Source organism: Pseudomonas sp. P1_C12, assembly GCF_056406435.1.
On the sequence record NZ_JBFUAE010000007.1, the window covers coordinates 250,047 to 276,511 of the forward strand.

Sequence of the window (26,465 nt, forward strand, 5' to 3'; positions counted from 1 at the left end):
ACAAAAACTGTATTCACCACTGAACTACTGTGGGAGCGAGCCTGCTCGCGATTGGTAGCAAGATCACCGCAAATTTCAAGATGATTGAATAATGCTCAACCGCTCCCCCACCACCATCTCGGTAATCCAGCCGACGAGGATCGAGGTGTAGGCCTGCTGCGAAACCGGGTCGTTCAGCGCATGGTCGGCACCGTCGATGATGCGGTGAGTCAGCGAGTGCGTCTGCTGACAGGCTGCCCGATAGCTCATGATCGTCGCGTGGGGCACGTATTCGTCGGTCTCGGACTGCACCAGAAGCACGTCCCCGGTGAATTGCGAGCAAGCATGCAAGGCACGGTTGCTGTCGGCACGCACCAGGGTGCCTCGGTAATCACGCAGATCCAGTTTGTCCAGATCGCGTTTCGGCGTGTGCCATTGCTCGTCGCGATACAACGCCGGCACCCGTAGCGCCAGCCAGCGCACTGGCCTGAGCGAGGTCAGAATCGAGGCCAGATACCCCCCGTAACTGGTGCCGACCACCGCAATCGCCGACGTATCGAGAGCCGGGTGCGCGAGCAATCGGTCATAGGCTGCCAGCAGGTCGCGCAGGTTGTCTTCGCGGGTCACCCGGGACAATGGAATGCCGGTGCCGCTGGTGTGCCCGCGCAGGTCGAAGGTCAGGCAGACACAGCCCAACCCGGCGATGCCTTTGGCGCGCTCCAGGTCCCGCTCCTGACTGCCGCCCCAACCGTGCACGAAGAGCACGCCGGGGACCTTCGATTTGGGGCTCAGGAAGGTCCCACTCATCTGTTCGTCGTCGATGTCGATCTGAATGGATTCGCTTCTAGCCGTCATAGGATTTGACCGTCACGTACTTGAGGAGAAAGTCACTGGTCTGCGCCCGCCCGCGGTACACCTCGATGGCGTCCGCCGGCAGCGGCTGATCGCTGTAGGTTTCCACCGAAGACACACGAATCGCACACATCCCCGGATCGTTGACGAAACGCTGCAAGGCCGCCACCTCGGCACTGCTGGCACCGCCCATGCGCCAGGACTGTTCGAGCACACCACTGCGCTGTTTGCCGTCGCTATCGATGCCCTGAGCGATGTCGTAGTTGCGCCGTGACGCGTAGAAACGCGGATAGGCTTCATCCGCAGCGCTGTCGAACACCTGCGCTTGCTTGATAGCCACCCGCACATCATCGGCCAGGTCCAGCTTCAGTAAATCGACGTAGCTGCCCTGCACCACCAACAGGTTCGAGCCGCCATACACCTCTTCGCCCCTTGCGTCCTTGGTCAAGTATTGTTCACCGCAGTAACTCAGCACCTTGTCGCCGATGAAACTCTGACCGACGCTGTGGGTGATCACTTGATCCAGGTCCTGCTCCAACACCACGCCTTCCGTGAACAGCGTTTTGGCTTCGGGCCGGGCGAGGATTTCGTCGAACCGGTCGAGGCTGTCGATCACTTCCTGACCCCGCCCGGCGCAGGCGTGAATCGGCTTGAGGCGGATCGGGCCGGTATAGAGCAGATGCTTCGCCGCTGGCCGTGCATCCTCCAGCGAGAACACGCTGAGACCGTCGAGCACGACACTGCGCACCCGCTCGGAAAACAATGGTGTCCAGCCTTGCGGTGCATGGGCGTGGTGGTTGAGCAATCCATGACTGATGGCTTTGGTGCACATGAAGTCGTGGTCGACATAACCGCCCCAAAAATCCTCCGGCCCCTTGACCCCTAGTTGCCGGGCAGCCGCAGCGCCCACCAGGGTCTGGGTCGGCAACAGGTAGAGGTCCCGTCCGTCATGCAACTGCGGGTCGTAGCTGCCGCCGTACTTGAGCCCCAGTATCTGCGCCAGCCAGCGGGCCAGTGCACGGTTGGTTTCAACTTCGTGCACTGGCGCGTCGGCGAGCACCGAATGGGCGACCACCAGTTTCCTGCGGTTTGTTGGGGTCATGCATCCCCCTTTCAATCGACGCTTGATGAATGTAGCTGAAGGGGTGCAGAGATCAGGCCAAGGCCCGGTGCGGGAAAAGGGGGTTTTAAATCAGCCCGTTGCGCAAAAAGTGATGGCATGGGGCCTGTTTTATTCTGCACGACGCCCTTTGATATTCCGGCATTTTGCACGACTCTCTGTGGGAGCGAGCCTGCTCCGGGCGGCGTTCCGACGATCAGGCCAACACCATCAACATTGATGTAGCCTGACACACCGCGTTCGCGGGCAAGCCCGCTCCTACAGGTTATTGGCAGTACAGCGACTACCACACAGCAGCACCCGGCGTCACACCAAACCTCGACCGATAATCACTCGGCACCAGCCCGGTGATTTTCTTGAACGTCGCACGAAACGCCCCGGGGTCCTGATAACCGACGGTCCAGGCGATGTGGTCGATGGTGCCGTTGGTGAACTCAAGCATTTCCCGGGCCTTGCCGACTCGCAGATGCTGGCAGTATTCGGTGGGTTTGAGCCCGGTGGCCGCGCGGAAGCGTCGCAGGAAGGTGCGCTCTTCCAGGCCTGCCTTTTCGGCCATCGCCGCCAGCGACACATCGGTTGCCCCGGTACTTTGCAGCCAGTGTTGCACCTTGAGGATCGCCGCATCGCCATGGCTGAGAATCGGCGCAAAATTACTGCCGCACTCGCTGGCGCTGTCGCAGTGCTCCACCACCAGAAAACGTGCGGTATTGGTGGCAATGCTCGGTCCCAGCAACCGGTTGACCAGCCGCAAACCCAGTTCGGACCAGGCCATCAGCCCAGCGGTGGTAATCAGATCGCCGTCATCGACAATCGGTGTGTCGGCCTTGAGCCTGATCGCCGGGTAACGTTCGGCGAAGGCTTTGGCCGAGGTCCAGTGGGTGGTGGCGCTACGACCGTCGAGCAGACCGCTTTCAGCCAACAGGATAGAGCCCACGCAAACACCGCCCAGTGTCGCGCCGCTGGCATGTTGCTCACGCAACCAGCGGATCAATCCCTGTGGCGCCTGGCCTTCGGAAAAACCGCCGATCGATGGCGGAATCAACACGGCCACCAGGGTGCGCTCCGGGCCGGGATGGCTGTCGAAGACCCGAACTGGCGGCTGATCACCCTCGACCTGCCAATGGCTGACCCGCAGCAGCGGCAACTGCGCAGACTGATGCTCGGTGGCGATCCGGTTGGCCACCCCGAACAGGTCGGTCAAGCCATGCACCGCCGCCATCTGCGCGCCGGGATAGATCAACACACCGAGCTCGGCGATTGCCCTTTCTGCATCCATTGTCAGTTTTCCCCCTCTTATTGTCGGTGCGGCCAATCCCCGGACCGCCTGCCAGCGCCAATACTTCATTCCACACCCAACACACACTTCGAGGAAACAGTCATGGCCAAGCAAGCGCTCATCGTAGTCGATATCCAGAACGACTACTTCCCCCAAGGAAAGTGGCCACTGGTCGGCGCCGACGCCGCCGCCGACAACGCCGCACGCCTGATCAAGACCTTCCGCGACGCCGGTGATTCTGTGGTGCACATCCGCCACGAATTCACCTCCGAAGAGGCACCGTTTTTCACCCCGAACTCCGAAGGCGCCAAGCTGCACCCGAAAGTGCTCAACCGTGCCGACGAACCGCTGGTGCTCAAGCACTTCGTCAATTCGTTCCGCGAAACCGGGCTGAAATCGATCCTCGATGAGCAAGACATCAAGGAGCTGGTGGTCGTGGGCAGCATGAGCCACATGTGTGTGGACGCCATCACCCGTGCGGCGGCGGACTTTGGCTATAAGGTGACAGTGATCCACGACGCCTGCGCCACCCGCGACCTGGAATTCAATGGCGTGGCGGTTCCGGCGGCGCAGGTTCATGCGGCGTTCATGGCGGCCCTGGCGTTTGCGTATGCCAGTGTGGTGTCGACCAACGAGTTCCTCGCGGCCTGAGTCTTCAAATAAATTTCACCGCCCATAAAAAACCCCGCACTTCAGACCGAAGTGCGGGTTTTGTTTTGTCAGCTTGCCGCTTGTAACTGTTTTAGAACGGGATATCGTCATCAAAGCTGTCGAAATCCGGGGCCGGCTGAGGAGCAGCCTGCTGTGGAGCCGGGCGCGACTGTTGCGGCGCCGACTGCTGTGGACGCGGAGCCTGCTGGCGCGGAGCGGGTTGCTGGTAGTTGTTACCGCCGCCCTGGCCTTGCTGGTCGCCCTGTGGACGGCCGCCCAGCAGTTGCATGGTGCCTTGCATGTCGACCACGATTTCGGTGGTGTAACGCTTGATACCGTCTTTTTCCCACTCGCGGGTCTGCAGCTTGCCTTCGATGTACACCTGCGAACCTTTACGCAGGTATTCGCCTGCGATTTCCGCAACTTTGCCGAACATCGACACACGGTGCCATTCGGTCTTTTCGACTTTCTGACCGGTTTGCTTGTCGGTCCACTGTTCGCTGGTCGCCAGACTCAGGTTGGTCACGGCGTTACCGTTAGGCAAGTAGCGAACTTCGGGATCCTGGCCGCAAGTGCCGACCAATATGACTTTGTTAACCCCACGGGCCATAACGTTCTCCTAGGCTACGCACGCTGCCCCGGCCGGGTTGTTCACCAGGCACTCAAGGGTGGTGCGATCCAATAGTTCGGTGTCCAGTTTGATGTAAATCGCCGCCTCTTCTGCGACGATGACTGCATCTGTTACCCCTACGACCGCCTTCAGGCGCTCGACCAGACCCGCTTCGCGGATCGCCTCGGGCGACAACGGCAAGCGCAGGCTCGTGACGTAGGGAGGTTCGCGCATGGTAACAGCAAAGGCCAGCCAGAGGGCAGCCAGACCGGCGCATCCGAGGAACACAACCGACAGACCGCCATGCTGGAACAGCCAGCCGCCAAGAATGCCGCCCAATGCCGACCCGAGGAACTGGCTGGTGGAATAAACCCCCATCGCAGTGCCCTTGCCGCCGGCCGGTGAAACCTTGCTGATCAGCGATGGCAACGAAGCTTCCAGCAGATTGAACGCGGTGAAGAACACCACCGTACCGATCACCAGAGCCCGCAAGCTGTCGCCGAACTGCCAGAAGAATAGCTCAGTGAGCATCAGCGTCACGACGGAGCCGAGTAAAACTCGTTTCATTTTGCGTTTCTTCTCGCCGTAGATAATGAACGGGATCATGGCGAAGAAAGAAATCAGCAGCGCGGTCAGGTACACCCACCAGTGCTGCTCTTTGGGCAGCCCGGCCTTCTCGACCAGCGCCAGTGGCAAGGCGACGAAGCTGGACATCAACATCGCGTGCAACACAAAAATGCCCAGGTCCAGGCGCAGCAGGTCCGGATGCTTGAGGGTCGGTATCAGCGCCTGGCGCGCGACACCGGACTCGCGATGCTGCAACGGGCCGGTGGAGCGCGGCACCATGAACATCACGATCACGATGCCGAACAGTGCCATACCGCCGGTGGCAAGGAACAATCCGGACAGTCCGAAGGCGCGGGTCAGCAGCGGGCCGACCACCATGGCCACCGCAAACGACAGGCCGATGGTCATGCCGATCATGGCCATGGCCTTGGTCCGGTGCTGCTCGCGGGTCAGGTCGGACAGCAAGGCCATGACCGCCGCGGAAATCGCCCCGGCGCCCTGCAGGATCCGGCCGGCAATCACGCCCCAGATCGAGTCGGCATTGGCTGCCAGCAGACTGCCGAGGGCAAACACAATCAGGCCCAGGTAAATCACCGGGCGGCGACCGATGCGGTCGGAAATGAAACCGAAAGGAATCTGGAACACTGCCTGGGTCAGGCCATAAGCGCCAATCGCCAGACCGATCAGGGCCGGCGTGGCTCCGGCCAGATCCATCCCATAGGTCGCCAGTACCGGCAACACCATGAACATGCCAAGCATACGGAAGGCGAACACCAGGGCCAGACCGCTTGCTGCGCGGGTCTCGCTGCCACTCATGCGCTCGCTGTGGGGATCGTGCATGGAAAAACCTCATGTGAACCGGCGGCGATTCTACCAGTCCCATCGATTGGCAGGGTATATCGCGACGCTTTGACGCGCATTGCTGACACACTCTTCATGTAAGACGGTAACCCTCTCGTTTGATAGTGTGCATCCATCCAGTATTTGGCCGTATACTCCTACGTTTTCGACGCCCGCCAAGCGAGGCCACCTTGGACAAGATCCTGATTCGTGGGGCTCGAACCCACAACCTGAAGAACATCGACCTGACCCTGCCACGGGACAAGCTGATCGTCATCACCGGCCTGTCCGGCTCCGGCAAGTCATCCCTGGCTTTCGACACCCTGTACGCCGAGGGTCAGCGCCGCTACGTCGAATCGCTGTCGGCCTACGCCCGGCAGTTCCTGTCGATGATGGAAAAACCCGACGTCGACACCATCGAAGGCCTGTCGCCGGCGATCTCCATCGAGCAGAAGTCCACCTCGCACAACCCGCGTTCGACGGTCGGCACCATCACCGAAATCTACGACTACCTGCGCCTGCTATATGCTCGCGTGGGTATTCCCCGTTGCCCGGATCACGACATCCCGCTGGAAGCGCAGACCGTCAGCCAGATGGTCGATCTGGTCCTCGCCGAACCGGAGGGCAGCAAGCTGATGCTGCTGGCGCCGGTCATCCGCGAGCGCAAAGGCGAGCACCTGTCGGTTTTCGAAGAGCTGCGCGCACAGGGCTTCGTCCGCGCCCGAATCAACGGCAAGCTCTATGAGCTGGACGAAGCCCCCAAGCTCGACAAGCAGAAAAAACATACCATCGATGTCGTGGTCGACCGCTTCAAGGTTCGCGCCGACCTGCAACAACGCCTGGCCGAATCCTTCGAGACCGCGCTGAAACTGGCGGACGGCATCGCCCTGGTGGCACCGATGGACGACGAGCCGGGTGAAGAGATGATCTTCTCCGCACGCTTCGCCTGCCCGATTTGTGGCCACGCCATCAGCGAGCTTGAGCCAAAACTGTTCTCCTTCAACAACCCGGCCGGCGCATGTCCGACCTGCGATGGCTTGGGGGTGAAGCAGTTCTTCGACATCAAGCGCCTGGTCAACGGCGAACTGACCCTGGCCGAAGGGGCGATTCGCGGTTGGGATCGACGCAACGTCTATTACTTCCAGATGCTCGGCTCGCTGGCCTCGCACTACAAGTTCAGCCTGGAAGTACCGTTCAACGAACTGCCGGCCGATCAGCAGAAATTCATCCTGCACGGCAGCGGTTCGCAAAACGTCGACTTCAAATACCTGAACGACCGTGGCGATATCGTCAAACGCTCGCATCCGTTCGAAGGCATCGTGCCGAACCTGGAGCGACGCTACCGCGAAACCGAATCCGCGTCGGTGCGTGAAGAGCTGGCCAAGTTCCTCAGCACCCAGTCCTGCCCGGACTGCCGCGGCACCCGCCTGCGGCGTGAGGCGCGGCACGTGTGGGTCGGCGAGAAAACCCTGCCGGCGGTAACCAACCTGCCGATCGGCGATGCGTCCGATTATTTTGGCGGGCTCAAGCTCACCGGCCGGCGTGGCGAAATTGCCGACAAGATCCTCAAGGAAATCCGCGAACGCCTGCAGTTCCTGGTCAACGTCGGCCTCGACTATCTGTCGCTGGATCGCAGCGCGGACACCTTGTCCGGTGGCGAGGCCCAGCGTATTCGTCTGGCCAGCCAGATTGGCGCCGGCCTGGTGGGCGTTCTGTACATCCTTGACGAACCCTCCATCGGCCTCCATCAGCGCGACAACGACCGGTTGCTGGGCACCCTCAAGCACCTGCGCGATATCGGTAACACGGTGATCGTGGTCGAGCACGACGAAGACGCGATTCGTCTGGCCGACTACGTGGTGGACATCGGCCCGGGCGCTGGCGTCCACGGCGGGCACATCGTCGCCGAAGGCACACCGGCCGAGGTCATGGCGCATCCGGACTCACTGACGGGCAAATACCTGTCGGGCCGGGTGAAGATCGAAGTCCCGGCCAAACGCACACCGCGCAACAAGAAGCTGACGCTGGCGCTCAAGGGCGCGCGCGGCAACAACCTGCGCAATGTCGACCTGGAGATTCCGATCGGCCTGCTGACCTGTGTCACCGGCGTGTCCGGCTCCGGCAAGTCGACGCTGATCAACAACACCCTGTTCCCGCTGAGCGCCACGGCGCTGAATGGCGCCACTACCCTCGAAGCGGCCGTCCACGACAGCATCAAGGGCCTGGAGCACCTGGACAAGGTCGTCGACATCGACCAGAGCCCTATCGGTCGCACACCGCGCTCCAACCCGGCGACCTACACCGGGCTGTTTACACCGATCCGCGAGTTGTTCGCCGGCGTACCGGAGTCCCGCTCCCGGGGCTATGGGCCGGGGCGCTTCTCCTTCAACGTCAAGGGCGGCCGCTGCGAGGCATGTCAAGGCGACGGACTGATCAAGGTCGAGATGCACTTCCTGCCGGACATCTATGTGCCGTGCGACGTGTGCAAGAGCAAGCGCTACAACCGCGAGACCCTGGAGATCAAGTACAAGGGCAAGAGCATCCACGAAACCCTCGAGATGACCATCGAGGAAGCACGGGAGTTCTTCGATGCCGTACCGGCCCTGGCGCGCAAGCTGCAAACGTTGATGGACGTCGGTCTGTCGTACATCAAGCTGGGGCAATCGGCGACCACGCTGTCCGGCGGTGAAGCCCAACGGGTGAAGCTGTCCCGCGAGCTGTCCAAGCGTGATACCGGCAAGACCCTGTACATCCTCGATGAACCGACCACCGGGCTGCACTTCGCGGATATCCAGCAACTGCTGGACGTGCTGCATCGCCTGCGCGACCACGGCAACACCGTGGTGGTGATCGAACACAACCTGGACGTGATCAAGACCGCTGACTGGCTGGTGGACCTGGGTCCGGAGGGTGGTTCCAAGGGCGGGCAGATCATTGCCGTCGGCACGCCCGAGGAAGTGTCAGAGATGAAGCAATCCCATACCGGTTACTACCTCAAGCCGCTGTTGGAGCGTGACAGGGCTTAACCGGGACCCATGAAAAAGCCCCTGTCACTTCATCAGTGACAGGGGCTTTTTTGTATCTGTAGGAGCGAGCTTGCTCCGGGCGGCGTTCCGACGAAGGTCGTAAACGATAACGCAGCGCCTTCAGATTTTTCGCGAGCAAGCTCGCTCCTACAAAAGACGCTGGGGCTTCCCCTATGCAATCAGGTGTGGGATTGCAGGTAGTTCTCAAGCCCGATCAACTTGATCAGACCCAACTGCTTCTCGAGCCAGTAGGTGTGATCTTCTTCGGTGTCATGCAATTGAACCCGCAGCATTTCGCGGCTGACATAGTCCTTGTGCTGCTCGCAGAGCTTGATGCCCTTGCACAGCGCAGCACGGACCTTGTATTCCAGGCGCAAATCCGCTTCGAGCATCTCGGTCACCGTGGTGCCGACATCGAGATCGTCCGGACGCATGCGCGGCGTGCCTTCGAGCATCAGAATCCGGCGCATCAGGGCATCAGCGTGCCCTGCTTCCTCTTCCATCTCGTGGTTGATTCGTTCGTAGAGCTTGGTGAAACCCCAGTCCTCATACATCCGCGAGTGGACGAAATATTGATCACGCGCGGCCAGTTCGCCGGTCAGCAACGTGTTGAGGTAATCGATCACATCTGGGTGGCCTTGCATCGCCCTACATCTCCCTGCTTGAAAGTTGTAGTTTGAACCAACATGCCCTTATCGTCACTCGCAAGACGCAATAAAAGCGAAGATATTCTGAGAAAAGCGGCTGAAATAACGCAAAAAACCGCCCAAACAAGGGCGGTTCTGCTTCTCATTTAGACTTCGTTAAGCTGTACGTTGAGCAGCTTTGCGATTGCTTCTCCATACGCCGGGTCAGCCTTGTAGAAATGCTGCAACTGACGGTCAACCACATCACTCGACACCCCCGCCATCGCACCGGCGATGTTGCTGACCAGCAGTGATTTCTGCTCTTCAGACATCAAGCGAAACAACGCGCCGGCGTGACTGTAGTAATCAGTATCTTCACGGTGGTCGTAACGATCGGCAGCACCACCGAGGGCCAATGCCGGCTCTGCGTAACGAGGCGCCTGCTTCGGCGACTCGACATAGCTGTTCGGCTCGTAGTTCGGTGTCGCACTACCATTGCTGCCAAAAGCCATCGAGCCATCGCGCTGGTAAGTATTGACCGGACTCCGCGGAGCGTTGACTGGCAATTGCTGGTGATTGGTGCCGACACGGTAGCGATGAGCGTCCGCGTAGGCGAAGACCCGACCTTGCAGCATACGATCCGGCGACAGACCAACACCAGGGACCATATTGCTGGGACCGAACGCGGCTTGCTCAACTTCCGCGAAGTAGTTCTGCGGATTGCGATTGAGCTCAAGTTCTCCAACTTCAATCAGTGGAAACTCTTTCTGCGACCAGGTTTTGGTGACATCAAACGGGTTCTCGTAGTGCGCCGCCGCCTGAGCCTCGCTCATGATCTGAATGCACACGCGCCATTTCGGGAAATCACCCTGCTCGATGGCATTGAACAGGTCGCGCTGGGCGTAATCCGGATCAGTACCCGCAAGGCGCGCAGCCTCGGCAGGAGCAAGGTTCTTGATCCCCTGTTTGGTCTTGTAGTGCCACTTCACCCAATGACGCTCACCTTGAGCGTTGATGAGGCTATAAGTGTGGCTGCCAAAGCCGTGCATGTGGCGGTATCCGTCAGGAATACCCCGGTCGGAGAACAGGATGGTGACCTGGTGCAGCGCCTCGGGCGAATGCGACCAGAAGTCCCACATCATCTGGACACTCTTCAGGTTGCTTTGCGGCAAACGCTTCTGGGTGTGGATAAAGTCCGGAAACTTCAGTGGATCGCGAATGAAGAACACAGGGGTGTTGTTGCCAACGATGTCCCAGTTGCCTTCCTCGGTGTAAAACTTCAAGGCAAAGCCGCGCGGATCACGCTCGGTATCGGCCGAACCACGCTCGCCACCCACGGTGGAAAACCGCAGGAAAGTCGGGGTTTGCTTGCCGACTGCCTCAAACAGCTTCGCACTGGTGTATTGAGTGATATCGCGCGTCACGGTGAACGTACCGTAGGCACCCGAGCCTTTGGCGTGTACACGGCGCTCAGGGATGTTTTCACGGTTGAAGTGGGCAAGCTTCTCGATCAGGTGAAAGTCGTCGAGCAGCAGCGGGCCACGAGGGCCGGCGGAACGGGAATTCTGGTTATCGGCAACAGGAGCGCCACTGGCGGTGGTAAGCGTTGTGTTTTGGCTCATGCGATCTTCCTTCCTCTGTCGGTCTTGAACTGCCGGCTAATCGGCTGAGAAGGAGTATTGATCATCAATATGACACCTACAAATTCATTAACTTGCAGACATCGATAGAAAAATACTAATGATCATCCCCGTCACATGATGACGACACAGACGAAGGAAACGCTTGTACAAAAGGCGCGTTTCTTACAGGCACAAAAAACCGGGCACTAGGCCCGGTTCTTTGTTTCAGACTGACGTCTTACTCGGCAGATACAGCTTCGCCAGCAGTAGCACGATCAACCAACTCGACGTACGCCATAGGCGCGTTGTCGCCAGCGCGGAAACCGCACTTGAGGATGCGCAGGTAGCCACCCTCACGGGTAGCGTAACGCTTGCCCAGGTCGTTGAAGAGCTTACCAACGATAGCTTTCGAACGAGTACGGTCGAAAGCCAGACGGCGGTTAGCAACGCTATCTATCTTGGCCAAAGTGATCAGCGGCTCGGCAACGCGGCGCAGTTCTTTAGCTTTTGGCAGAGTAGTTTTGATCAGCTCGTGCTCGAACAGCGACACCGCCATGTTTTGGAACATGGCCTTGCGGTGCGAGCTGGTGCGGCTCAGGTGACGACCACTTTTACGATGACGCATGGTTCATTCCTTACCAAACACTACGTTCGGTGATTACGACGATCAGGCAGTCGCCTTGTCGTCCTTCTTAAGACTTGCAGGCGGCCAGTTGTCGAGGCGCATGCCGAGGGACAGACCGCGGGAGGCCAGAACGTCCTTGATTTCAGTCAAGGATTTCTTGCCCAGGTTCGGAGTCTTCAACAGCTCTACTTCGGTACGCTGAATCAGGTCACCGATGTAGTAGATGTTTTCCGCCTTAAGGCAGTTAGCCGAACGTACAGTCAGTTCCAGATCGTCAACCGGGCGAAGCAGGATCGGATCGATCTCGTCTTCCTGCTCGACAACCACTGGCTCACTGTCACCCTTGAGGTCGACGAACGCAGCCAACTGCTGTTGCAGGATGGTTGCAGCGCGGCGAATTGCCTCTTCAGGATCCAGAGTACCGTTGGTTTCCAGATCAATAACCAGCTTGTCCAGGTTAGTACGCTGCTCGACACGGGCGTTTTCCACCACGTATGCGATACGGCGAACCGGGCTGAACGAAGAGTCAAGCTGCAAGCGACCGATGCTGCGGCTTTCGTCTTCATCGCTCTGACGCGAATCTGCCGGTTCATAACCACGACCACGAGCTACTACGAGCTTCATGTTCAGGGCGCCGTTAGACGCCAGGTTAGCGATTACGTGATCGGGATTAACGATCTCGACATCATGATCCAGCTGAATATCGGCAGCGGTAACCACCCCCGAACCCTTCTTCGACAAGGTCAGCGTAACTTCGTCACGACCGTGCAGCTTGATAGCCAGACCTTTAAGGTTCAACAGGATTTCAATGACGTCTTCCTGTACACCTTCGATGGCGCTGTACTCGTGGAGCACACCGTCAATCTCGGCCTCGACTACTGCACAGCCGGGCATTGAGGACAACAGGATGCGGCGCAGCGCGTTGCCCAGGGTATGGCCAAAGCCACGCTCGAGAGGCTCGAGAGTGATCTTGGCGCGGGTTGGACTGACAACCTGCACATCAATGTGGCGGGGTGTCAGGAACTCATTTACCGAAATCTGCATGGATGCACCTATTTTCTAGCCCTTACTTGGAGTAGAGCTCGACAATCAGGCTTTCGTTGATGTCGGCGGACAGATCACTGCGAGCTGGAACGTTCTTGAAAACGCCCGACTTCTTCTCAGTGTCTACTTCTACCCATTCTACGCGGCCACGTTGGGCACACAGATCGAGAGCTTGGACAATGCGAAGTTGATTTTTTGCTTTCTCGCGAACAGCGACCACGTCACCAGCACGAACCTGGTAGGACGGAACGTTAACGGTCTGACCGTTTACGCTGATCGACTTGTGCGATACCAGCTGACGGGATTCGGCACGAGTCGAACCAAAGCCCATACGGTATACAACGTTGTCCAGACGGCATTCGAGCAGTTGCAGCAGGTTTTCACCGGTTGCACCTTTCTTGCCAGCAGCTTCTTTGTAGTAGCCGCTGAATTGACGCTCGAGAACGCCGTAGATACGACGGACCTTCTGCTTTTCACGCAGTTGGGTGCCGTAATCGGACTGGCGACCGCGGCGTTGGCCGTGGATACCAGGTGCTGCTTCAATGTTGCACTTCGATTCGATCGCGCGCACGCCGCTCTTCAGGAAGAGATCGGTGCCTTCGCGACGAGCGAGTTTGCATTTTGGACCAATGTAACGAGCCATTCTTTACAATCTCCTGGATTACACGCGGCGCTTCTTCGGCGGACGGCACCCGTTGTGCGGGATTGGCGTCACGTCGGTGATGCTGGCGATCTTGTAGCCACAGCCGTTCAAAGCGCGGACTGCGGATTCACGACCTGGACCTGGACCTTTGACGTTGACGTCGAGGTTTTTCAGGCCGTATTCCAGCGCAGCTTGACCAGCACGTTCAGCAGCTACTTGAGCAGCAAACGGGGTGGACTTGCGGGAACCGCGGAAACCCGAACCACCGGAGGTAGCCCAGGAAAGAGCGTTACCTTGACGGTCGGTGATGGTCACGATGGTGTTGTTAAAAGATGCATGGATGTGGGCGATGCCATCAACCACTGTCTTTTTAACTTTTTTACGAGGACGAGCAGCAGGTTTTGCCATGATTAAATTCCTGTCGATTCGCTGGGGCGATTACTTGCGGATCGGCTTACGCGGACCTTTACGGGTACGCGCGTTGGTCTTGGTACGCTGACCGCGTACTGGAAGACCGCGACGATGACGCAGACCGCGATAGCAACCGAGGTCCATCAAGCGCTTGATTTTCATGTTGATTTCGCGACGCAGGTCACCTTCAGTGGTGAACTTCGCCACTTCGCCACGCAGCTGTTCAATTTGCTCGTCGCTCAGATCTTTGATCTTTGCTGCTGGGTTTACCCCAGTCTCTGCACAAATTTTCTGTGCAGTAGTGCGACCAACACCATAGATGTAGGTCAGCGAGATAACAGTATGCTTGTTATCTGGAATGTTAACGCCTGCAATACGGGCCATTCAGTGGGACTCCAATTGACAGCTACCTACGCCCCGGAAGCCAAGAAATAGGGCGCGAGATAATATCGCTGTAATAACAAATAATCAACCCGGCAGCGCACTAGCTGCCGGGCTTGAAGCACAATCACACTCAGCCTTGGCGCTGTTTGTGACGCGGTTCCGCGCTGCAAATTACTCGAACAACACCTTCGCGGCGAATAATCTTGCAGTTACGGCACAGCTTTTTCACCGATGCACGAACTTTCATCACCAACTCCTCGAACCTTATAGGTCAGCGCAGCATGCCGCTGCCGTAACCCTTCAGGTTGGCTTTCTTCATCAGGGATTCGTACTGGTGCGAAACGAGGTGCGATTGTACTTGGGACATGAAGTCCATCACAACCACGACGACGATCAGCAACGAGGTCCCGCCAAGGTAGAACGGTACGTTGGCTGCAACCACCAGGAACTGGGGCAACAGGCAGACGGCCGTCATGTAAAGAGCACCGAACATGGTCAAGCGAGTCAGAACGCCATCAATGTAGCGCGCAGACTGCTCACCTGGACGGATGCCCGGAATAAAGGCACCGGACTTCTTCAGGTTTTCCGCTACGTCTTTCGGATTGAACATCAACGCCGTATAGAAGAAGCAGAAGAAAATAATCCCTGCACTAAACAGCAGAATATTCAACGGCTGACCAGGAGCGATCGACTGCGAGATGTCCTGCAACCAGCCCATACCTTCAGACTGACCGAACCAGGCACCCAACGAAGCCGGGAACAGCAAAATGCTGCTCGCGAAAATAGCCGGAATAACACCGGCCATGTTCACCTTCAGCGGCAAGTGGCTGGTCTGCGCAGCGAAGACCTTGCGGCCCTGCTGACGCTTGGCGTAGTGAACAGCAATACGACGCTGACCACGCTCAATGAACACCACGAAACCGATAATCGCTACTGCCAGCAAACCGATGGCAACCAGGGCGAAGATGTTGATATCACCCTGACGTGCAGACTCGAAAGACTGCCCGATCGCTCTCGGAAGACCGGCGACGATACCCGAAAAAATCAACATCGAGATACCGTTGCCAACACCACGCTCAGTAATCTGCTCACCCAGCCACATCATGAACATCGCACCAGCCACAAACGTGGATACCGCGACGAAATGGAAGCCAAAGTCACCAGTGAACGCAACGCCCTGCCCCGCCAGACCAATGGACATGCCAATGGCCTGGACGAGAGCGAGGACGACAGTGCCGTAGCGGGTGTACTGGCTGATCTTGCGACGGCCAGCTTCACCTTCCTTCTTCAACTGCTCCAGCTGCGGGCTGACGGCGGTCATCAGTTGCATGATGATCGATGCCGAGATGTACGGCATGATCCCCAGTGCAAAGATGCTCATCCGTTCCAGCGCGCCGCCGGAAAACATGTTGAACAAGCTAAGAATGGTCCCCTCATTCTGTCGAAACAGGTCCGCGAGTCGGTCCGGGTTGATACCTGGAACCGGGATGTGTGCGCCTATTCGGTAGACGATAATCGCCAGGAACAGAAAACGCAGACGAGCCCAGAGTTCAGACATACCGCCTTTGCCGAGCGCAGAGAGAGCACCTTGCTTAGCCATTTATTCCTCGAACTTGCCGCCAGCTGCTTCGATAGCCGCACGCGCACCTTTGGTGGCGCCGATTCCCTTGCCGATAGTGACAGCGCGAGTCACTTCACCGGACAGCATGATTTTCACACGCTGTACGTTGACGTTGATCACGTTGGCATCTTTCAGGGACTGCACGGTGACGATGTCGCCTTCCACTTTAGCCAGCTCGGACAGACGCACTTCTGCGCGGTCCATGGCTTTCAGGGAAACGAAACCGAACTTCGGCAGGCGACGATGCAGCGGCTGTTGACCGCCTTCAAAGCCTGGAGCAATGGTGCCACCGGAGCGGGAGGTCTGACCTTTGTGACCACGGCCACCAGTCTTACCCAAACCGCTACCGATACCACGGCCCGGACGATGCTTTTCGCGACGGGAACCCGGCGCTGGACTCAGATCATTGAGTTTCATCGATTAACCCTCGACACGCAGCATGTAGTAAGCCTTGTTGATCATCCCGCGATTCTCGGGAGTATCCAGGACTTCTACAGTGTGACCGATGCGACGCAGACCCAGACCCTTAACGCACAGCTTGTGGTTAGGGATGCGGCCGGTCATGCTTTTGATCAGCGTTACTTTTACGGTAGCCATGATCAGAAGATCTCCTTGACGCTTTTGCCACGCTTGGCGGCAATGGATTCAGGAGACTGCATTGCTTTCAAACCCTTGAAAGTGGCGTGAACCACGTTTACCGGGTTAGTCGAGCCGTAGCACTTGGCCAGAACGTTCTGAACGCCCGCAACTTCGAGGACAGCACGCATAGCGCCGCCAGCGATGATACCGGTACCTTCAGAAGCAGGCTGCATGTACACCTTCGAAGCGCCGTGAGCGGACTTCATTGCGTACTGCAGAGTGGTGCCGTTCAGATCAACCTGGATCATGTTGCGGCGAGCAGCTTCCATTGCCTTCTGGATCGCAGCAGGCACTTCACGCGACTTGCCACGGCCGAAGCCAACACGGCCCTTACCATCACCAACCACGGTCAACGCGGTGAAAGTGAAGATACGGCCGCCTTTAACGGTTTTGGCTACGCGGTTAACTTGAACCAGCTTCTCGATGTAGCCTTCGTCGCGCTTTTGGTCGTTATTTGACATAACTTAGAACTCCAGCCCAGCTTCACGAGCAGCATCAGCCAGCGCTTTAACGCGGCCGTGATACTTGAAGCCAGAGCGGTCGAAAGCCACTTGCGAGACGCCAGCGGCCTTAGCACGCGTAGCGACCAGCTGGCCAACCTTAGTGGCCGCGTCGATGTTGCCGGTGGCACCATCACGCAGTTCTTTATCCAAAGTCGAGGCGCTTGCCAGGACTTTGTTGCCGTCGGCCGAAATGACCTGGGCGTAGATGTGCTGCGAAGAGCGGAACACGCAGAGACGCACGACTTCGAGTTCGTGCATTTTCAGGCGTGCTTTGCGAGCGCGACGCAGTCGAGTAACTTTTTTGTCGGTCATTTGCTATGCCCTACTTCTTCTTGGCTTCTTTACGACGGACGACTTCGTCCGCGTAGCGCACACCTTTGCCTTTGTACGGCTCTGGTGGACGGAAGTCGCGGATCTCGGCGGCCACTTGACCTACCAGCTGCTTGTCGATGCCCTTGATCAGGATATCGGTCTGGCTAGGAGTCTCAGCGGTGATGCCTTCCGGCAGTTCGTAATCCACTGGGTGCGAGAAGCCAAGAGCCAGGTTCAGCACTGTGCCTTTTGCTTGCGCTTTGTAACCAACACCGACCAGCTGGAGCTTGCGCTCGAAGCCTTGGCTTACGCCTTGGACCATGTTGTTTACCAACGCACGAGTGGTACCAGCCATTGCGCGAGTCTGTTGATCGCCATTGCGAGCAGCGAAACGCAGCTCACCGGCTTCTTCAACGATCTCAACGGACGAATGGATGTTCAGTTCGAGAGTGCCCTTGGCACCCTTCACCGAAAGCTGTTGGCCTGCGAATTTTACTTCGACACCGGCTGGCAGCTTAACGGGGTTCTTAGCGACGCGAGACATGCTTATCCCCCCTTAGAACACAGTGCAAAGAACTTCGCCGCCGACACCGGCAGCGCGCGCAGCACGATCAGTCATCACACCCTTGTTGGTGGAGACGATAGACACACCGAGACCGCCACGAACTTTTGGCAGATCATCGACGGACTTGTACTGACGCAGGCCTGGACGGCTAACGCGCTTCACTTCTTCGATAACCGGACGGCCTTCGAAGTACTTCAGCTCGATGGACAGCAGTGGTTTGATTTCGCTGCTGATCTGATAACCCGCAATGTAACCTTCGTCCTTCAGGACTTTGGCAACAGCTACCTTCAACGTGGAAGATGGCATGCTTACGACGGACTTTTCAGCCATCTGGGCATTACGGATACGAGTTAGCATGTCCGCTAACGGGTCCTGCATACTCATGGGCTAGACGCTCCTAATACAAAAAAATTAGCCTTGCGGCTATTACGTGTCGCCGAGAATCTCCGAGCATGAAAAACACGGGCTCAGGCGAGCCGGGTATTCTAGACACACCCCAGAAATGAATCAAGCCCCAAAAGGGGCTTGATCCAGATTCAAGGCCACCGGTGGTCAGGATCTTGCGATCCTGGACACCGAGACTTTGACAGTACTTACCAGCTGGCTTTAACCAGACCCGGTACGTCACCACGCATGGCAGCTTCACGCAGCTTGTTACGGCCGAGGCCGAACTTGCGGTAAACGCCGTGTGGACGACCGGTCAGGCGGCAGCGGTTACGCATGCGCGAAGCGCTTGCGTCACGTGGCTGCTTCTGCAGGGCTACTGTAGCTTCCCAACGCGCTTCTGGACTTGCGTTCAGATCAACGATGATAGCTTTCAGTGCTGCACGCTTCTTGGCGTACTTGGCAACCGTGAGCTGACGCTTCAGCTCGCGGTTTTTCATGCTCATCTTGGCCATGGTCCTACTCCAATCAGTTGCGGAACGGGAATTTGAACGCACGCAGCAGAGCGCGGCCTTCATCATCGTTCTTGGCAGTGGTGGTCAGGGTGATGTCCAGACCGCGGAGAGCATCGATCTTGTCGTAGTCGATTTCCGGGAAGATGATCTGCTCTTTCACGCCCATGCTGTAGTTGCCACGACCATCGAAGGACTTGGCATTCAGGCCGCGGAAGTCGCGAACCCGAGGCAGGGAGATCGACAGCAGACGATCCAGGAACTCGTACATACGCTCACGGCGCAGGGTCACTTTGACGCCGATCGGCCAACCTTCACGGACTTTAAAGCCAGCGATGGATTTGCGAGCGTAGGTCACAACGACTTTCTGGCCGGTGATCTTTTCCAGGTCAGCAACAGCGTGCTCGATGACTTTTTTGTCGCCGATCGCTTCGCCCAGACCCATGTTCAAGGTGATTTTGGTAACGCGCGGAACTTCCATCACGTTCGAAAGCTTAAGTTCTTCCTTAAGTTTCGGAGCAATTTCCTTCCGGTAAATCTCTTTTAGTCGTGCCATGGTCTCATCTACCTAGCAGTGTTCAAGCATCAACCGCTTTTTGGGTCGACTTGAAGACACGAATTTTCTTGCCGTCTTCTACTTTGAAACCAACGCGGTCAGCCTTGTTGGTTTCGCCGTTGAAAATGGCGACGTTAGAAGCATCCAGTGGAGCTTCTTTTTCGACGATACCGCCCTGCACGCCCGACATCGGGTTAGGCTTGGTATGACGCTTGACCAGGTTCAGACCACCAATAACCAAACGGTTGTTAGCGAGAACCTTAAGCACCTTACCGCGCTTACCTTTGTCTTTGCCGGCGATCACGATGATCTCGTCGTCACGACGAATCTTTTGCATGTCGGATCTCCTTACAGCACTTCTGGGGCGAGCGAGACGATCTTCATGAACTTCTCAGTACGAAGTTCACGGGTCACTGGCCCAAAGATACGGGTGCCGATCGGCTCTTGCTTGTTGTTCAACAGAACAGCAGCGTTGCCATCAAAGCGGATAATGGAGCCATCAGCACGACGTACGCCGTGACGAGTGCGGACTACAACAGCAGTCATCACTTGGCCTTTTTTCACTTTACCGCGAGGAATTGCTTCCTTGACGGTAACTTTGATGATGTCACCGATACCAGCGTAACGACGATGGGAGCCACCCAGCACCTTGATGCACATAACGCGGCGAGCGCCGCTGTTATCGGCCACATCGAGCATGGATTGAGTCTGAATCATATAATTTCTCCGACCCCTAGTCCTTAGACTTCCACAGCGCGTTCGAGAACATCAACCAGCGCCCAAGACTTGGTCTTGGCCAAAGGACGAGTTTCACGAATAGTGACTTTGTCGCCGATGTGGCACTGATTGGTTTCGTCGTGCGCGTGCAGCTTAGTCGAACGCTTAACGTATTTACCGTAGATCGGGTGCTTAACGCGACGCTCGATCAGAACGGTGATGGTTTTGTCCATCTTGTCGCTGACAACACGGCCAGTCAGCGTACGGACAGTTTTTTCGGCTTCAGCCATGATTACTTACCTGCCTGCTGGTTGAGCACAGTCTTCACGCGAGCGATGTCACGCTTAACTTGCGAGAGCAGATGAGACTGCCCCAACTGGCCAGTTGCTTTCTGCATACGCAGATTGAACTGGTCGCGCAGCAAGCCGAGCAGTTGCTCGTTCAGCTGCTGTGCGGATTTTTCACGAAGTTCATTCGCTTTCATCACATCACCGTCCGTTTAACAAAGGAGGTGGCGAGCGGCAGCTTTGCAGCAGCCAGGGCGAAAGCCTCACGCGCCAGCTCTTCAGAAACACCCTCGATTTCATACAGGACTTTGCCTGGCTGAATCTGGGCAACCCAGTATTCGACGTTACCCTTACCTTTACCCATCCGAACTTCGAGTGGCTTCTTGGAAATAGGCTTGTCCGGGAATACACGGATCCAGATCTTGCCGCCACGTTTAACGTGACGGGTCAGTGCACGACGCGCTGACTCGATCTGACGAGCGGTGAGACGACCACGAGCTACAGACTTCAGCGCGAACTCGCCGAAGCTGACTTTGCTACCGCGCTGAGCCAGACCACGGTTGTGGCCTGTCATCTGCTTGCGGAACTTCGTACGCTTTGGTTGCAACATTTGGCGTACCCCTTACTTAGCAGCTTTTTTACGAGGCGCTGGTGCTTGTGGTTTCAGTTCTTCTTGGCGACCACCAATTACTTCGCCTTTGAAGATCCAAACCTTTACACCGATCACACCGTAAGTGGTGTGAGCTTCGTAGTTGGCATAGTCGATGTCGGCACGCAGGGTGTGCAGTGGCACACGACCTTCGCGATACCATTCAGTACGTGCGATTTCAGCACCGCCGAGACGACCGCTCACTTGGATTTTGATGCCTTTGGCACCAATGCGCATGGCGTTCTGTACGGCGCGCTTCATAGCGCGACGGAACATTACGCGACGCTCCAGCTGCTGAGCTACGCTCTGCGCAACCAGCATACCGTCGAGCTCCGGCTTGCGGATCTCTTCGATATTGATGTGCACAGGCACACCCATTTGCTTGGTCAGGTCCTGACGCAGTTTCTCAACATCTTCACCTTTCTTCCCGATAACGATACCTGGACGAGCGGTGTGGATGGTGATACGTGCAGTTTGGGCCGGACGATGGATATCGATACGGCTTACGGACGCGCTTTTTAGTTTGTCTTGGAGATACTCACGCACCTTCAGATCTGCGAGCAAATAGTCCGCATAAGTCCGACCGTCTGCGTACCAGACGGAGGTGTGCTCCTTGACGATTCCCAGGCGAATGCCAATGGGATGTACTTTCTGACCCATCTCTTCGACTCCGTTACTTGTCAGCAACCTTGACAGTGATATGGCAAGACCGCTTGACGATGCGATCAGCACGGCCTTTGGCACGTGGCATGATGCGCTTCAGCGAACGCCCTTCGTTGACGAAAACGGTGCTGACCTTCAGGTCATCAACGTCTGCGCCTTCGTTATGCTCGGCGTTGGCTACGGCCGACTCCAGCACTTTCTTCATGATCTCGGCGGCTTTCTTACTGCTGAAAGCCAACAGGTTGAGCGCTTCGCCCACCTTCTTCCCGCGGATCTGGTCGGCGACCAAGCGGGCTTTCTGGGCGGAGATTCGAGCGCCCGACAACTTAGCGGCTACTTCCATTTCCTAACCCCTTAACGCTTGGCTTTCTTGTCTGCCACGTGCCCGCGATAAGTGCGGGTACCGGCGAACTCGCCCAGTTTGTGGCCGACCATGTCTTCGTTCACGAGAACTGGGACGTGCTGACGACCGTTGTGTACTGCGATGGTCAGACCGACCATTTGTGGCAGGATCATCGAACGACGCGACCAGGTTTTCACCGGTTTGCGATCGTTCTTTTCCGCCGCCACTTCGATCTTCTTCAGTAGGTGAAGATCGATAAAAGGACCTTTTTTCAGAGAACGTGGCACTGTCGTATCCCTCTATTTACTTGCGACGACGGACGATCATTTTGTCGGTACGCTTATTACCACGAGTCTTCGCGCCCTTAGTCGGGAAGCCCCATGGCGATACCGGATGACGACCACCAGAGGTACGACCTTCACCACCACCATGTGGGTGGTCAACCGGGTTCATGGCAACACCACGAACGGTTGGGCGAACGCCACGCCAGCGTTTGGCACCAGCTTTACCCAGCGAACGCAGGCTGTGCTCGGAGTTCGAGACTTCGCCCAGGGTCGCACGGCATTCAGCCAGGACTTTACGCATTTCACCGGAACGCAGACGCAGGGTAACGTACACGCCTTCACGAGCGATCAGCTGAGCCGAAGCACCAGCGGAACGAGCGATCTGAGCGCCTTTACCTGGCTTCAATTCGATGCCGTGTACGGTGCTACCAACTGGAATGTTGCGCAGTTGCAGAGCGTTGCCCGGCTTGATCGGTGCCAGGGCACCTGCGATCAGCTGGTCGCCAGCGCTCACGCCTTTAGGGGCGATGATGTAGCGACGCTCGCCATCTGCGTACAGCAGCAGAGCGATGTGAGCAGTACGGTTTGGATCGTATTCGATACGCTCGACAGTGGCAGCGATGCCATCTTTGTCGTTGCGACGGAAGTCGACCAGACGATAATGCTGCTTATGACCACCACCGATGTGACGAGTGGTAATACGGCCATTGTTGTTACGACCACCAGACTTCGATTTCTTCTCGAGCAGCGGTGCGTGAGGAGCGCCTTTATGCAGCTCCTGGTTGACCACCTTGACCACAAAACGGCGGCCAGGGGAAGTCGGTTTGCATTTAACGATTGCCATGATGCACCCCTTCCTTACTCAGCACTGCTGCTGAAATCGAGATCTTGGCCTGGCTGAAGGGAGATAACTGCCTTCTTCCAGTCATTACGCTTGCCCAGACCGCGAGCAGTGCGCTTGCTCTTACCCAGAACATTCAGGGTAGTAACACGCTCTACTTTCACGCTGAACAGGCTTTCGACGGCCTTCTTGATTTCCAGCTTGGTTGCGTCGGTAGCAACCTTGAAAACGAACTGGCCTTTCTTGTCTGCCAGAACCGTAGCCTTCTCGGAAACGTGCGGGCCAAGCAGAACTTTAAATACGCGTTCCTGGTTCATCCCAGCAGCTCCTCGAATTTCTTCACGGCCGACACGGTGATCAACACCTTGTCGTATGCGATCAGACTAACTGGATCGGAACCTTGCACGTCACGTACATCTACGTGTGGCAGGTTACGAGCAGCCAGGTACAGGTTCTGATCAACAGCGTCGGACACGATCAGAACGTCGGTCAGGCTCATGTTGTTCAGTTTGCCCAGCAGGTCTTTGGTTTTCGGCGTTTCAACGGCGAAATCCTGAACCACGACCAGACGATCAGTACGCACCAGCTCAGCAAGGATGGAACGCATTGCTGCGCGATACATCTTCTTGTTCAGCTTCTGGGAGTGATCCTGAGGACGAGCTGCGAAAGTGGTACCGCCGCCACGCCAGATTGGGCTACGGATAGTACCGGCACGAGCACGGCCAGTACCTTTCTGACGCCATGGGCGCTTACCGCCACCACGAACGTCGGAACGGGTCTTTTGCTGCTTGGAACCCTGACGGCCGCCAGCCATGTAGGCTACGACTGCTTGGTGAACCAGCGTCTCGTTGAATTCGCCGCCAAATGTCAGTTCGGAAACTTCGATCGCTTGAGCGTCATTTACATTTAATTGCATGTCAGCTTCCCCTTAACCGCGAGCCTTGGCTGCTGGACGTACAACCAAGTTGCCGCCAGTAGCGCCAGGAACAGCGCCCTTGACCAACAACAGATTGCGTTCAGCGTCCACGCGCACTACTTCGAGGGACTGCACGGTCACGCGCTCAGCGCCCATATGACCGGACATTTTTTTGCCCTTGAATACACGACCAGGAGTCTGGCACTGGCCGATAGAGCCTGGAACGCGGTGGGATACGGAGTTACCGTGGGTGTTATCTTGCCCGCGGAAATTCCAACGCTTGATCGTACCCTGGAAGCCTTTACCCTTGGACTGACCGGTTACATCAACCAGTTGACCAGCGGCGAAGATTTCAGCGTTGATCAGATCGCCGGCCTGGTACTCGCCTTCTTCAAGGCGGAATTCCATTACGGTACGACCAGCGGCAACGTTCGCTTTAGCGAAGTGGCCAGCCTGAGCTGCTGTTACACGCGAAGCACGACGCTCGCCGACAGTGACTTGCACTGCACGATAGCCATCGGTCTCTTCAGTTTTGAACTGGGTGACGCGATTCGGCTCGATCTCAATGACCGTGACCGGAATGGAGACACCTTCTTCGGTGAAAATACGGGTCATACCGCATTTACGACCGACTACACCAATAGTCATGTTGTAAACCTCATGAGTGTACGGGGCTTTCACCCGCTATGGCCGCCCATTTCAGAGCGTTACACGACTAAGACCGAGTCTTAGCCGAGGCTGATCTGTACTTCCACACCGGCCGCCAGATCAAGCTTCATAAGTGCATCAACGGTTTTATCCGTTGGCTGGACGATGTCCAGTACGCGCTTATGAGTACGGATCTCGTACTGGTCACGCGCGTCTTTGTTGACGTGCGGGGAGACCAGAACGGTGAACCGCTCTTTACGGGTAGGCAGTGGAATTGGACCACGCACTTGTGCACCAGTACGTTTCGCGGTTTCCACGATTTCCTGGGTGGATTGGTCGATCAGGCGATGGTCAAAAGCCTTCAACCTGATACGGATTTGCTGATTTTGCATTGGATTTCAGACTCCGGCTGCTATTCCCAGCGAGCGCAATACGCCCGTTAAAAGGAGGCGCAATTCTATAGACGCCCCAGATAGGTGTCAACCCAATAAAAAAGCCCCCGCTGAGCGGGGGCTTTTCAAAGCATCGAAGCTATCTCAAAAGAGATGCTTACTCGATGATTTTGGCTACGACGCCAGCGCCGACGGTACGACCGCCTTCACGGATAGCGAAACGCAGGCCGTCTTCCATCGCGATGGTCTTGATCAGGGTAACTTCCATCTGGATGTTATCACCTGGCATTACCATTTCAACGCCTTCTGGCAGCTGGCAGTTACCAGTCACGTCAGTAGTACGGAAGTAGAACTGTGGACGGTAGCCTTTGAAGAACGGAGTGTGACGACCGCCTTCTTCCTTGCTCAGAACGTAAACTTCTGCGGTGAACTTGGTGTGCGGCTTAACCGAACCCGGCTTAACCAGAACCTGGCCACGCTCAACGTCGTCACGCTTGGTACCACGCAGCAGAACGCCGCAGTTCTCGCCAGCACGACCTTCGTCGAGCAGTTTGCGGAACATTTCAACACCGGTGCAGGTGGTGGTGGTGGTGTCACGCAGACCAACGATTTCCAGAGCATCTTGAACGCGAACGATACCGCGCTCGATACGACCCGTCACAACAGTACCACGACCCGAGATCGAGAATACGTCTTCGATTGGCATCAGGAATGGCTTGTCGATAGCACGCTCTGGCTCTGGGATGTAGCTGTCCAGAGTTTCAACCAGTTTACGAACGGCAGTGGTGCCCATTTCGTTGTCGTCTTTGCCTTCCAGCGCCATACGAGCCGAACCGATGATGATTGGAGTGTCATCGCCCGGGAAGTCGTAGGTGGACAGCAGGTCGCGAACTTCCATCTCGACCAGTTCCAGCAGCTCAGCGTCGTCTACCAGGTCAGCCTTGTTCAGGAAAACCACGATGTACGGAACGCCTACCTGACGGGACAGCAGGATGTGTTCACGGGTTTGTGGCATCGGACCATCAGCGGCCGAGCAAACCAGGATCGCGCCGTCCATCTGGGCAGCACCGGTGATCATGTTCTTCACATAGTCAGCGTGACCTGGGCAGTCAACGTGAGCGTAGTGACGGATCTTCGAGTTGTACTCGACGTGCGCGGTGTTGATGGTGATACCACGAGCTTTTTCTTCTGGAGCGCTGTCGATTTTATCGAAATCAACGATTGCAGAACCGAAAACTTCGGAGCAAACGCGAGTCAGAGCTGCGGTCAGAGTGGTTTTACCGTGGTCAACGTGACCGATGGTGCCAACGTTGACGTGCGGTAGGGAACGATCAAATTTTTCTTTAGCCACGACAAT

At 57.0% G+C, this 26,465-nt stretch carries 38 protein-coding genes; 2 read left to right on the forward strand and 36 right to left on the reverse strand.

The window, feature by feature from the left end; all coding sequences use genetic code 11:
- Window positions 1-75: 75 nt before the first annotated feature.
- From AC1D19_RS15160 to AC1D19_RS15170, 3 genes are all read right to left on the reverse strand, one after another.
- Window positions 76-834: an alpha/beta hydrolase family protein gene (locus AC1D19_RS15160; RefSeq protein WP_477763703.1), complete on the reverse strand. Its 759-nt coding sequence runs from the start codon at window positions 832-834 to the stop codon at window positions 76-78.
- The gene (locus AC1D19_RS15165; RefSeq protein WP_477763704.1) at window positions 824-1,933 is read right to left on the reverse strand and encodes a DUF3182 family protein; all 1,110 of its coding nucleotides are present in this window, start codon (window positions 1,931-1,933) and stop codon (window positions 824-826) included. Before AC1D19_RS15165 ends, AC1D19_RS15160 begins: the two co-directional genes overlap by 11 nt.
- A 301-nt stretch (window positions 1,934-2,234) precedes the next feature.
- On the reverse strand, window positions 2,235-3,227 hold the full coding sequence (locus AC1D19_RS15170; protein WP_477763705.1) for a GlxA family transcriptional regulator: 993 nt from the start codon (window positions 3,225-3,227) through the stop codon (window positions 2,235-2,237).
- Window positions 3,228-3,329: 102 nt separating this feature from the next.
- On the opposite strand from AC1D19_RS15170, the gene AC1D19_RS15175 reads away from it, so the two are divergent.
- Window positions 3,330-3,878, forward strand: coding sequence for a cysteine hydrolase family protein (locus AC1D19_RS15175; protein WP_477756196.1), 549 nt, complete (start codon window positions 3,330-3,332; stop codon window positions 3,876-3,878).
- A 91-nt stretch (window positions 3,879-3,969) separates the two neighbouring features.
- On the opposite strand, the gene AC1D19_RS15180 is transcribed toward AC1D19_RS15175, so the two are convergent.
- Both AC1D19_RS15180 and AC1D19_RS15185 read right to left on the reverse strand, forming a co-directional pair.
- The gene (locus AC1D19_RS15180; RefSeq protein ID WP_347909392.1) at window positions 3,970-4,488 is read right to left on the reverse strand and encodes a single-stranded DNA-binding protein; all 519 of its coding nucleotides are present in this window, start codon (window positions 4,486-4,488) and stop codon (window positions 3,970-3,972) included.
- Between the two features lie 9 nt (window positions 4,489-4,497).
- Window positions 4,498-5,895 (reverse strand): MFS transporter, encoded by a 1,398-nt coding sequence (locus AC1D19_RS15185; protein ID WP_477760297.1) that lies wholly within the window; start codon window positions 5,893-5,895, stop codon window positions 4,498-4,500.
- A 191-nt stretch (window positions 5,896-6,086) separates the two neighbouring features.
- Here AC1D19_RS15185 and uvrA point away from each other — a divergent pair, with 191 nt between their 5' ends.
- On the forward strand, window positions 6,087-8,921 hold the full coding sequence (gene uvrA, locus AC1D19_RS15190) for an excinuclease ABC subunit UvrA (RefSeq protein ID WP_477760298.1): 2,835 nt from the start codon (window positions 6,087-6,089) through the stop codon (window positions 8,919-8,921).
- 179 nt (window positions 8,922-9,100) lie between these two features.
- Here uvrA and bfr read toward each other — a convergent pair whose 3' ends face one another.
- The 31 genes from bfr to tuf all read right to left on the reverse strand — a co-directional run bounded on the left by bfr (window position 9,101) and on the right by tuf (window position 26,459).
- Complete coding sequence (gene bfr, locus AC1D19_RS15195; protein ID WP_008053867.1) at window positions 9,101-9,565, reverse strand: bacterioferritin; 465 nt, start codon at window positions 9,563-9,565, stop codon at window positions 9,101-9,103.
- Window positions 9,566-9,714: 149 nt separating this feature from the next.
- The gene (locus AC1D19_RS15200) at window positions 9,715-11,169 is read right to left on the reverse strand and encodes a catalase (protein ID WP_477763706.1); all 1,455 of its coding nucleotides are present in this window, start codon (window positions 11,167-11,169) and stop codon (window positions 9,715-9,717) included.
- A gap of 238 nt (window positions 11,170-11,407) precedes the next feature.
- Window positions 11,408-11,794, reverse strand: coding sequence for a 50S ribosomal protein L17 (gene rplQ / locus AC1D19_RS15205; RefSeq protein ID WP_046041617.1), 387 nt, complete (start codon window positions 11,792-11,794; stop codon window positions 11,408-11,410).
- Window positions 11,795-11,836: 42 nt separating this feature from the next.
- Window positions 11,837-12,838 carry a DNA-directed RNA polymerase subunit alpha gene (locus tag AC1D19_RS15210; protein ID WP_007970428.1) on the reverse strand — a complete coding sequence of 334 codons (1,002 nt, stop codon included), beginning with the start codon at window positions 12,836-12,838 and terminating at the stop codon, window positions 11,837-11,839.
- Window positions 12,839-12,860: 22 nt separating this feature from the next.
- A complete protein-coding gene (gene rpsD, locus AC1D19_RS15215) occupies window positions 12,861-13,481 on the reverse strand; it encodes a 30S ribosomal protein S4 (RefSeq protein ID WP_003176404.1) in 621 nt (206 codons plus the stop codon).
- A gap of 18 nt (window positions 13,482-13,499) precedes the next feature.
- Window positions 13,500-13,889, reverse strand: a complete 390-nt coding sequence (gene rpsK, locus AC1D19_RS15220; RefSeq protein ID WP_002555466.1) for a 30S ribosomal protein S11 — start codon at window positions 13,887-13,889, stop codon at window positions 13,500-13,502.
- Window positions 13,890-13,919: 30 nt separating this feature from the next.
- Complete coding sequence (rpsM, locus tag AC1D19_RS15225) at window positions 13,920-14,276, reverse strand: 30S ribosomal protein S13 (protein WP_009045849.1); 357 nt, start codon at window positions 14,274-14,276, stop codon at window positions 13,920-13,922.
- Between the two features lie 130 nt (window positions 14,277-14,406).
- A complete protein-coding gene (gene rpmJ / locus AC1D19_RS15230; protein ID WP_002555468.1) occupies window positions 14,407-14,523 on the reverse strand; it encodes a 50S ribosomal protein L36 in 117 nt (38 codons plus the stop codon).
- Between the two features lie 24 nt (window positions 14,524-14,547).
- Window positions 14,548-15,876 carry a preprotein translocase subunit SecY gene (gene secY, locus AC1D19_RS15235; protein ID WP_003228718.1) on the reverse strand — a complete coding sequence of 443 codons (1,329 nt, stop codon included), beginning with the start codon at window positions 15,874-15,876 and terminating at the stop codon, window positions 14,548-14,550.
- Window positions 15,877-16,314: a 50S ribosomal protein L15 gene (gene rplO, locus AC1D19_RS15240; protein ID WP_003228720.1), complete on the reverse strand. Its 438-nt coding sequence runs from the start codon at window positions 16,312-16,314 to the stop codon at window positions 15,877-15,879.
- Between the two features lie 3 nt (window positions 16,315-16,317).
- Entirely contained in the window at window positions 16,318-16,494 is a 177-nt protein-coding gene (gene rpmD, locus AC1D19_RS15245) for a 50S ribosomal protein L30 (RefSeq protein WP_003186033.1), read from the reverse strand.
- Window positions 16,495-16,496: 2 nt separating this feature from the next.
- Window positions 16,497-16,997, reverse strand: coding sequence for a 30S ribosomal protein S5 (rpsE, locus tag AC1D19_RS15250; protein WP_003186035.1), 501 nt, complete (start codon window positions 16,995-16,997; stop codon window positions 16,497-16,499).
- A gap of 3 nt (window positions 16,998-17,000) precedes the next feature.
- Window positions 17,001-17,351, reverse strand: a complete 351-nt coding sequence (rplR, locus tag AC1D19_RS15255; protein WP_003186037.1) for a 50S ribosomal protein L18 — start codon at window positions 17,349-17,351, stop codon at window positions 17,001-17,003.
- A 10-nt stretch (window positions 17,352-17,361) separates the two neighbouring features.
- A complete protein-coding gene (rplF, locus tag AC1D19_RS15260) occupies window positions 17,362-17,895 on the reverse strand; it encodes a 50S ribosomal protein L6 (protein WP_003176412.1) in 534 nt (177 codons plus the stop codon).
- Window positions 17,896-17,907: 12 nt separating this feature from the next.
- Window positions 17,908-18,300 (reverse strand): 30S ribosomal protein S8, encoded by a 393-nt coding sequence (rpsH, locus tag AC1D19_RS15265; protein ID WP_003186040.1) that lies wholly within the window; start codon window positions 18,298-18,300, stop codon window positions 17,908-17,910.
- 209 nt (window positions 18,301-18,509) lie between these two features.
- On the reverse strand, window positions 18,510-18,815 hold the full coding sequence (rpsN, locus tag AC1D19_RS15270) for a 30S ribosomal protein S14 (protein WP_003176414.1): 306 nt from the start codon (window positions 18,813-18,815) through the stop codon (window positions 18,510-18,512).
- A 13-nt stretch (window positions 18,816-18,828) separates the two neighbouring features.
- Window positions 18,829-19,368: a 50S ribosomal protein L5 gene (gene rplE, locus AC1D19_RS15275; RefSeq protein ID WP_003210069.1), complete on the reverse strand. Its 540-nt coding sequence runs from the start codon at window positions 19,366-19,368 to the stop codon at window positions 18,829-18,831.
- A gap of 22 nt (window positions 19,369-19,390) precedes the next feature.
- Complete coding sequence (gene rplX, locus AC1D19_RS15280) at window positions 19,391-19,705, reverse strand: 50S ribosomal protein L24 (RefSeq protein ID WP_003176416.1); 315 nt, start codon at window positions 19,703-19,705, stop codon at window positions 19,391-19,393.
- 11 nt (window positions 19,706-19,716) lie between these two features.
- Window positions 19,717-20,085 (reverse strand): 50S ribosomal protein L14, encoded by a 369-nt coding sequence (rplN, locus tag AC1D19_RS15285; protein WP_002555479.1) that lies wholly within the window; start codon window positions 20,083-20,085, stop codon window positions 19,717-19,719.
- Window positions 20,086-20,108: 23 nt separating this feature from the next.
- Window positions 20,109-20,375 (reverse strand): 30S ribosomal protein S17, encoded by a 267-nt coding sequence (gene rpsQ, locus AC1D19_RS15290; RefSeq protein ID WP_003176419.1) that lies wholly within the window; start codon window positions 20,373-20,375, stop codon window positions 20,109-20,111.
- A 2-nt stretch (window positions 20,376-20,377) separates the two neighbouring features.
- On the reverse strand, window positions 20,378-20,569 hold the full coding sequence (rpmC, locus tag AC1D19_RS15295; protein WP_002555481.1) for a 50S ribosomal protein L29: 192 nt from the start codon (window positions 20,567-20,569) through the stop codon (window positions 20,378-20,380).
- Complete coding sequence (gene rplP / locus AC1D19_RS15300) at window positions 20,569-20,982, reverse strand: 50S ribosomal protein L16 (RefSeq protein ID WP_003176421.1); 414 nt, start codon at window positions 20,980-20,982, stop codon at window positions 20,569-20,571. The genes rpmC and rplP overlap by 1 nt, the downstream gene beginning before the upstream one ends.
- A 12-nt stretch (window positions 20,983-20,994) precedes the next feature.
- A complete protein-coding gene (rpsC, locus tag AC1D19_RS15305; RefSeq protein ID WP_008065719.1) occupies window positions 20,995-21,681 on the reverse strand; it encodes a 30S ribosomal protein S3 in 687 nt (228 codons plus the stop codon).
- Between the two features lie 13 nt (window positions 21,682-21,694).
- On the reverse strand, window positions 21,695-22,027 hold the full coding sequence (rplV, locus tag AC1D19_RS15310) for a 50S ribosomal protein L22 (protein WP_003103908.1): 333 nt from the start codon (window positions 22,025-22,027) through the stop codon (window positions 21,695-21,697).
- Between the two features lie 11 nt (window positions 22,028-22,038).
- Window positions 22,039-22,314, reverse strand: a complete 276-nt coding sequence (gene rpsS, locus AC1D19_RS15315; protein ID WP_002555486.1) for a 30S ribosomal protein S19 — start codon at window positions 22,312-22,314, stop codon at window positions 22,039-22,041.
- Window positions 22,315-22,330: 16 nt separating this feature from the next.
- Window positions 22,331-23,155, reverse strand: a complete 825-nt coding sequence (gene rplB, locus AC1D19_RS15320; RefSeq protein WP_003186055.1) for a 50S ribosomal protein L2 — start codon at window positions 23,153-23,155, stop codon at window positions 22,331-22,333.
- Between the two features lie 14 nt (window positions 23,156-23,169).
- Window positions 23,170-23,469 carry a 50S ribosomal protein L23 gene (rplW, locus tag AC1D19_RS15325; protein WP_002555488.1) on the reverse strand — a complete coding sequence of 100 codons (300 nt, stop codon included), beginning with the start codon at window positions 23,467-23,469 and terminating at the stop codon, window positions 23,170-23,172.
- Complete coding sequence (gene rplD, locus AC1D19_RS15330; RefSeq protein WP_003228735.1) at window positions 23,466-24,068, reverse strand: 50S ribosomal protein L4; 603 nt, start codon at window positions 24,066-24,068, stop codon at window positions 23,466-23,468. Before rplD ends, rplW begins: the two co-directional genes overlap by 4 nt.
- 12 nt (window positions 24,069-24,080) lie before the next feature.
- The gene (gene rplC, locus AC1D19_RS15335; RefSeq protein ID WP_003186059.1) at window positions 24,081-24,716 is read right to left on the reverse strand and encodes a 50S ribosomal protein L3; all 636 of its coding nucleotides are present in this window, start codon (window positions 24,714-24,716) and stop codon (window positions 24,081-24,083) included.
- 80 nt (window positions 24,717-24,796) lie between these two features.
- On the reverse strand, window positions 24,797-25,108 hold the full coding sequence (gene rpsJ / locus AC1D19_RS15340; protein ID WP_003186070.1) for a 30S ribosomal protein S10: 312 nt from the start codon (window positions 25,106-25,108) through the stop codon (window positions 24,797-24,799).
- Window positions 25,109-25,265: 157 nt separating this feature from the next.
- Window positions 25,266-26,459: an elongation factor Tu gene (gene tuf, locus AC1D19_RS15345; protein WP_008053875.1), complete on the reverse strand. Its 1,194-nt coding sequence runs from the start codon at window positions 26,457-26,459 to the stop codon at window positions 25,266-25,268.
- Between the last annotated feature and the right edge of the window lie 6 nt (window positions 26,460-26,465).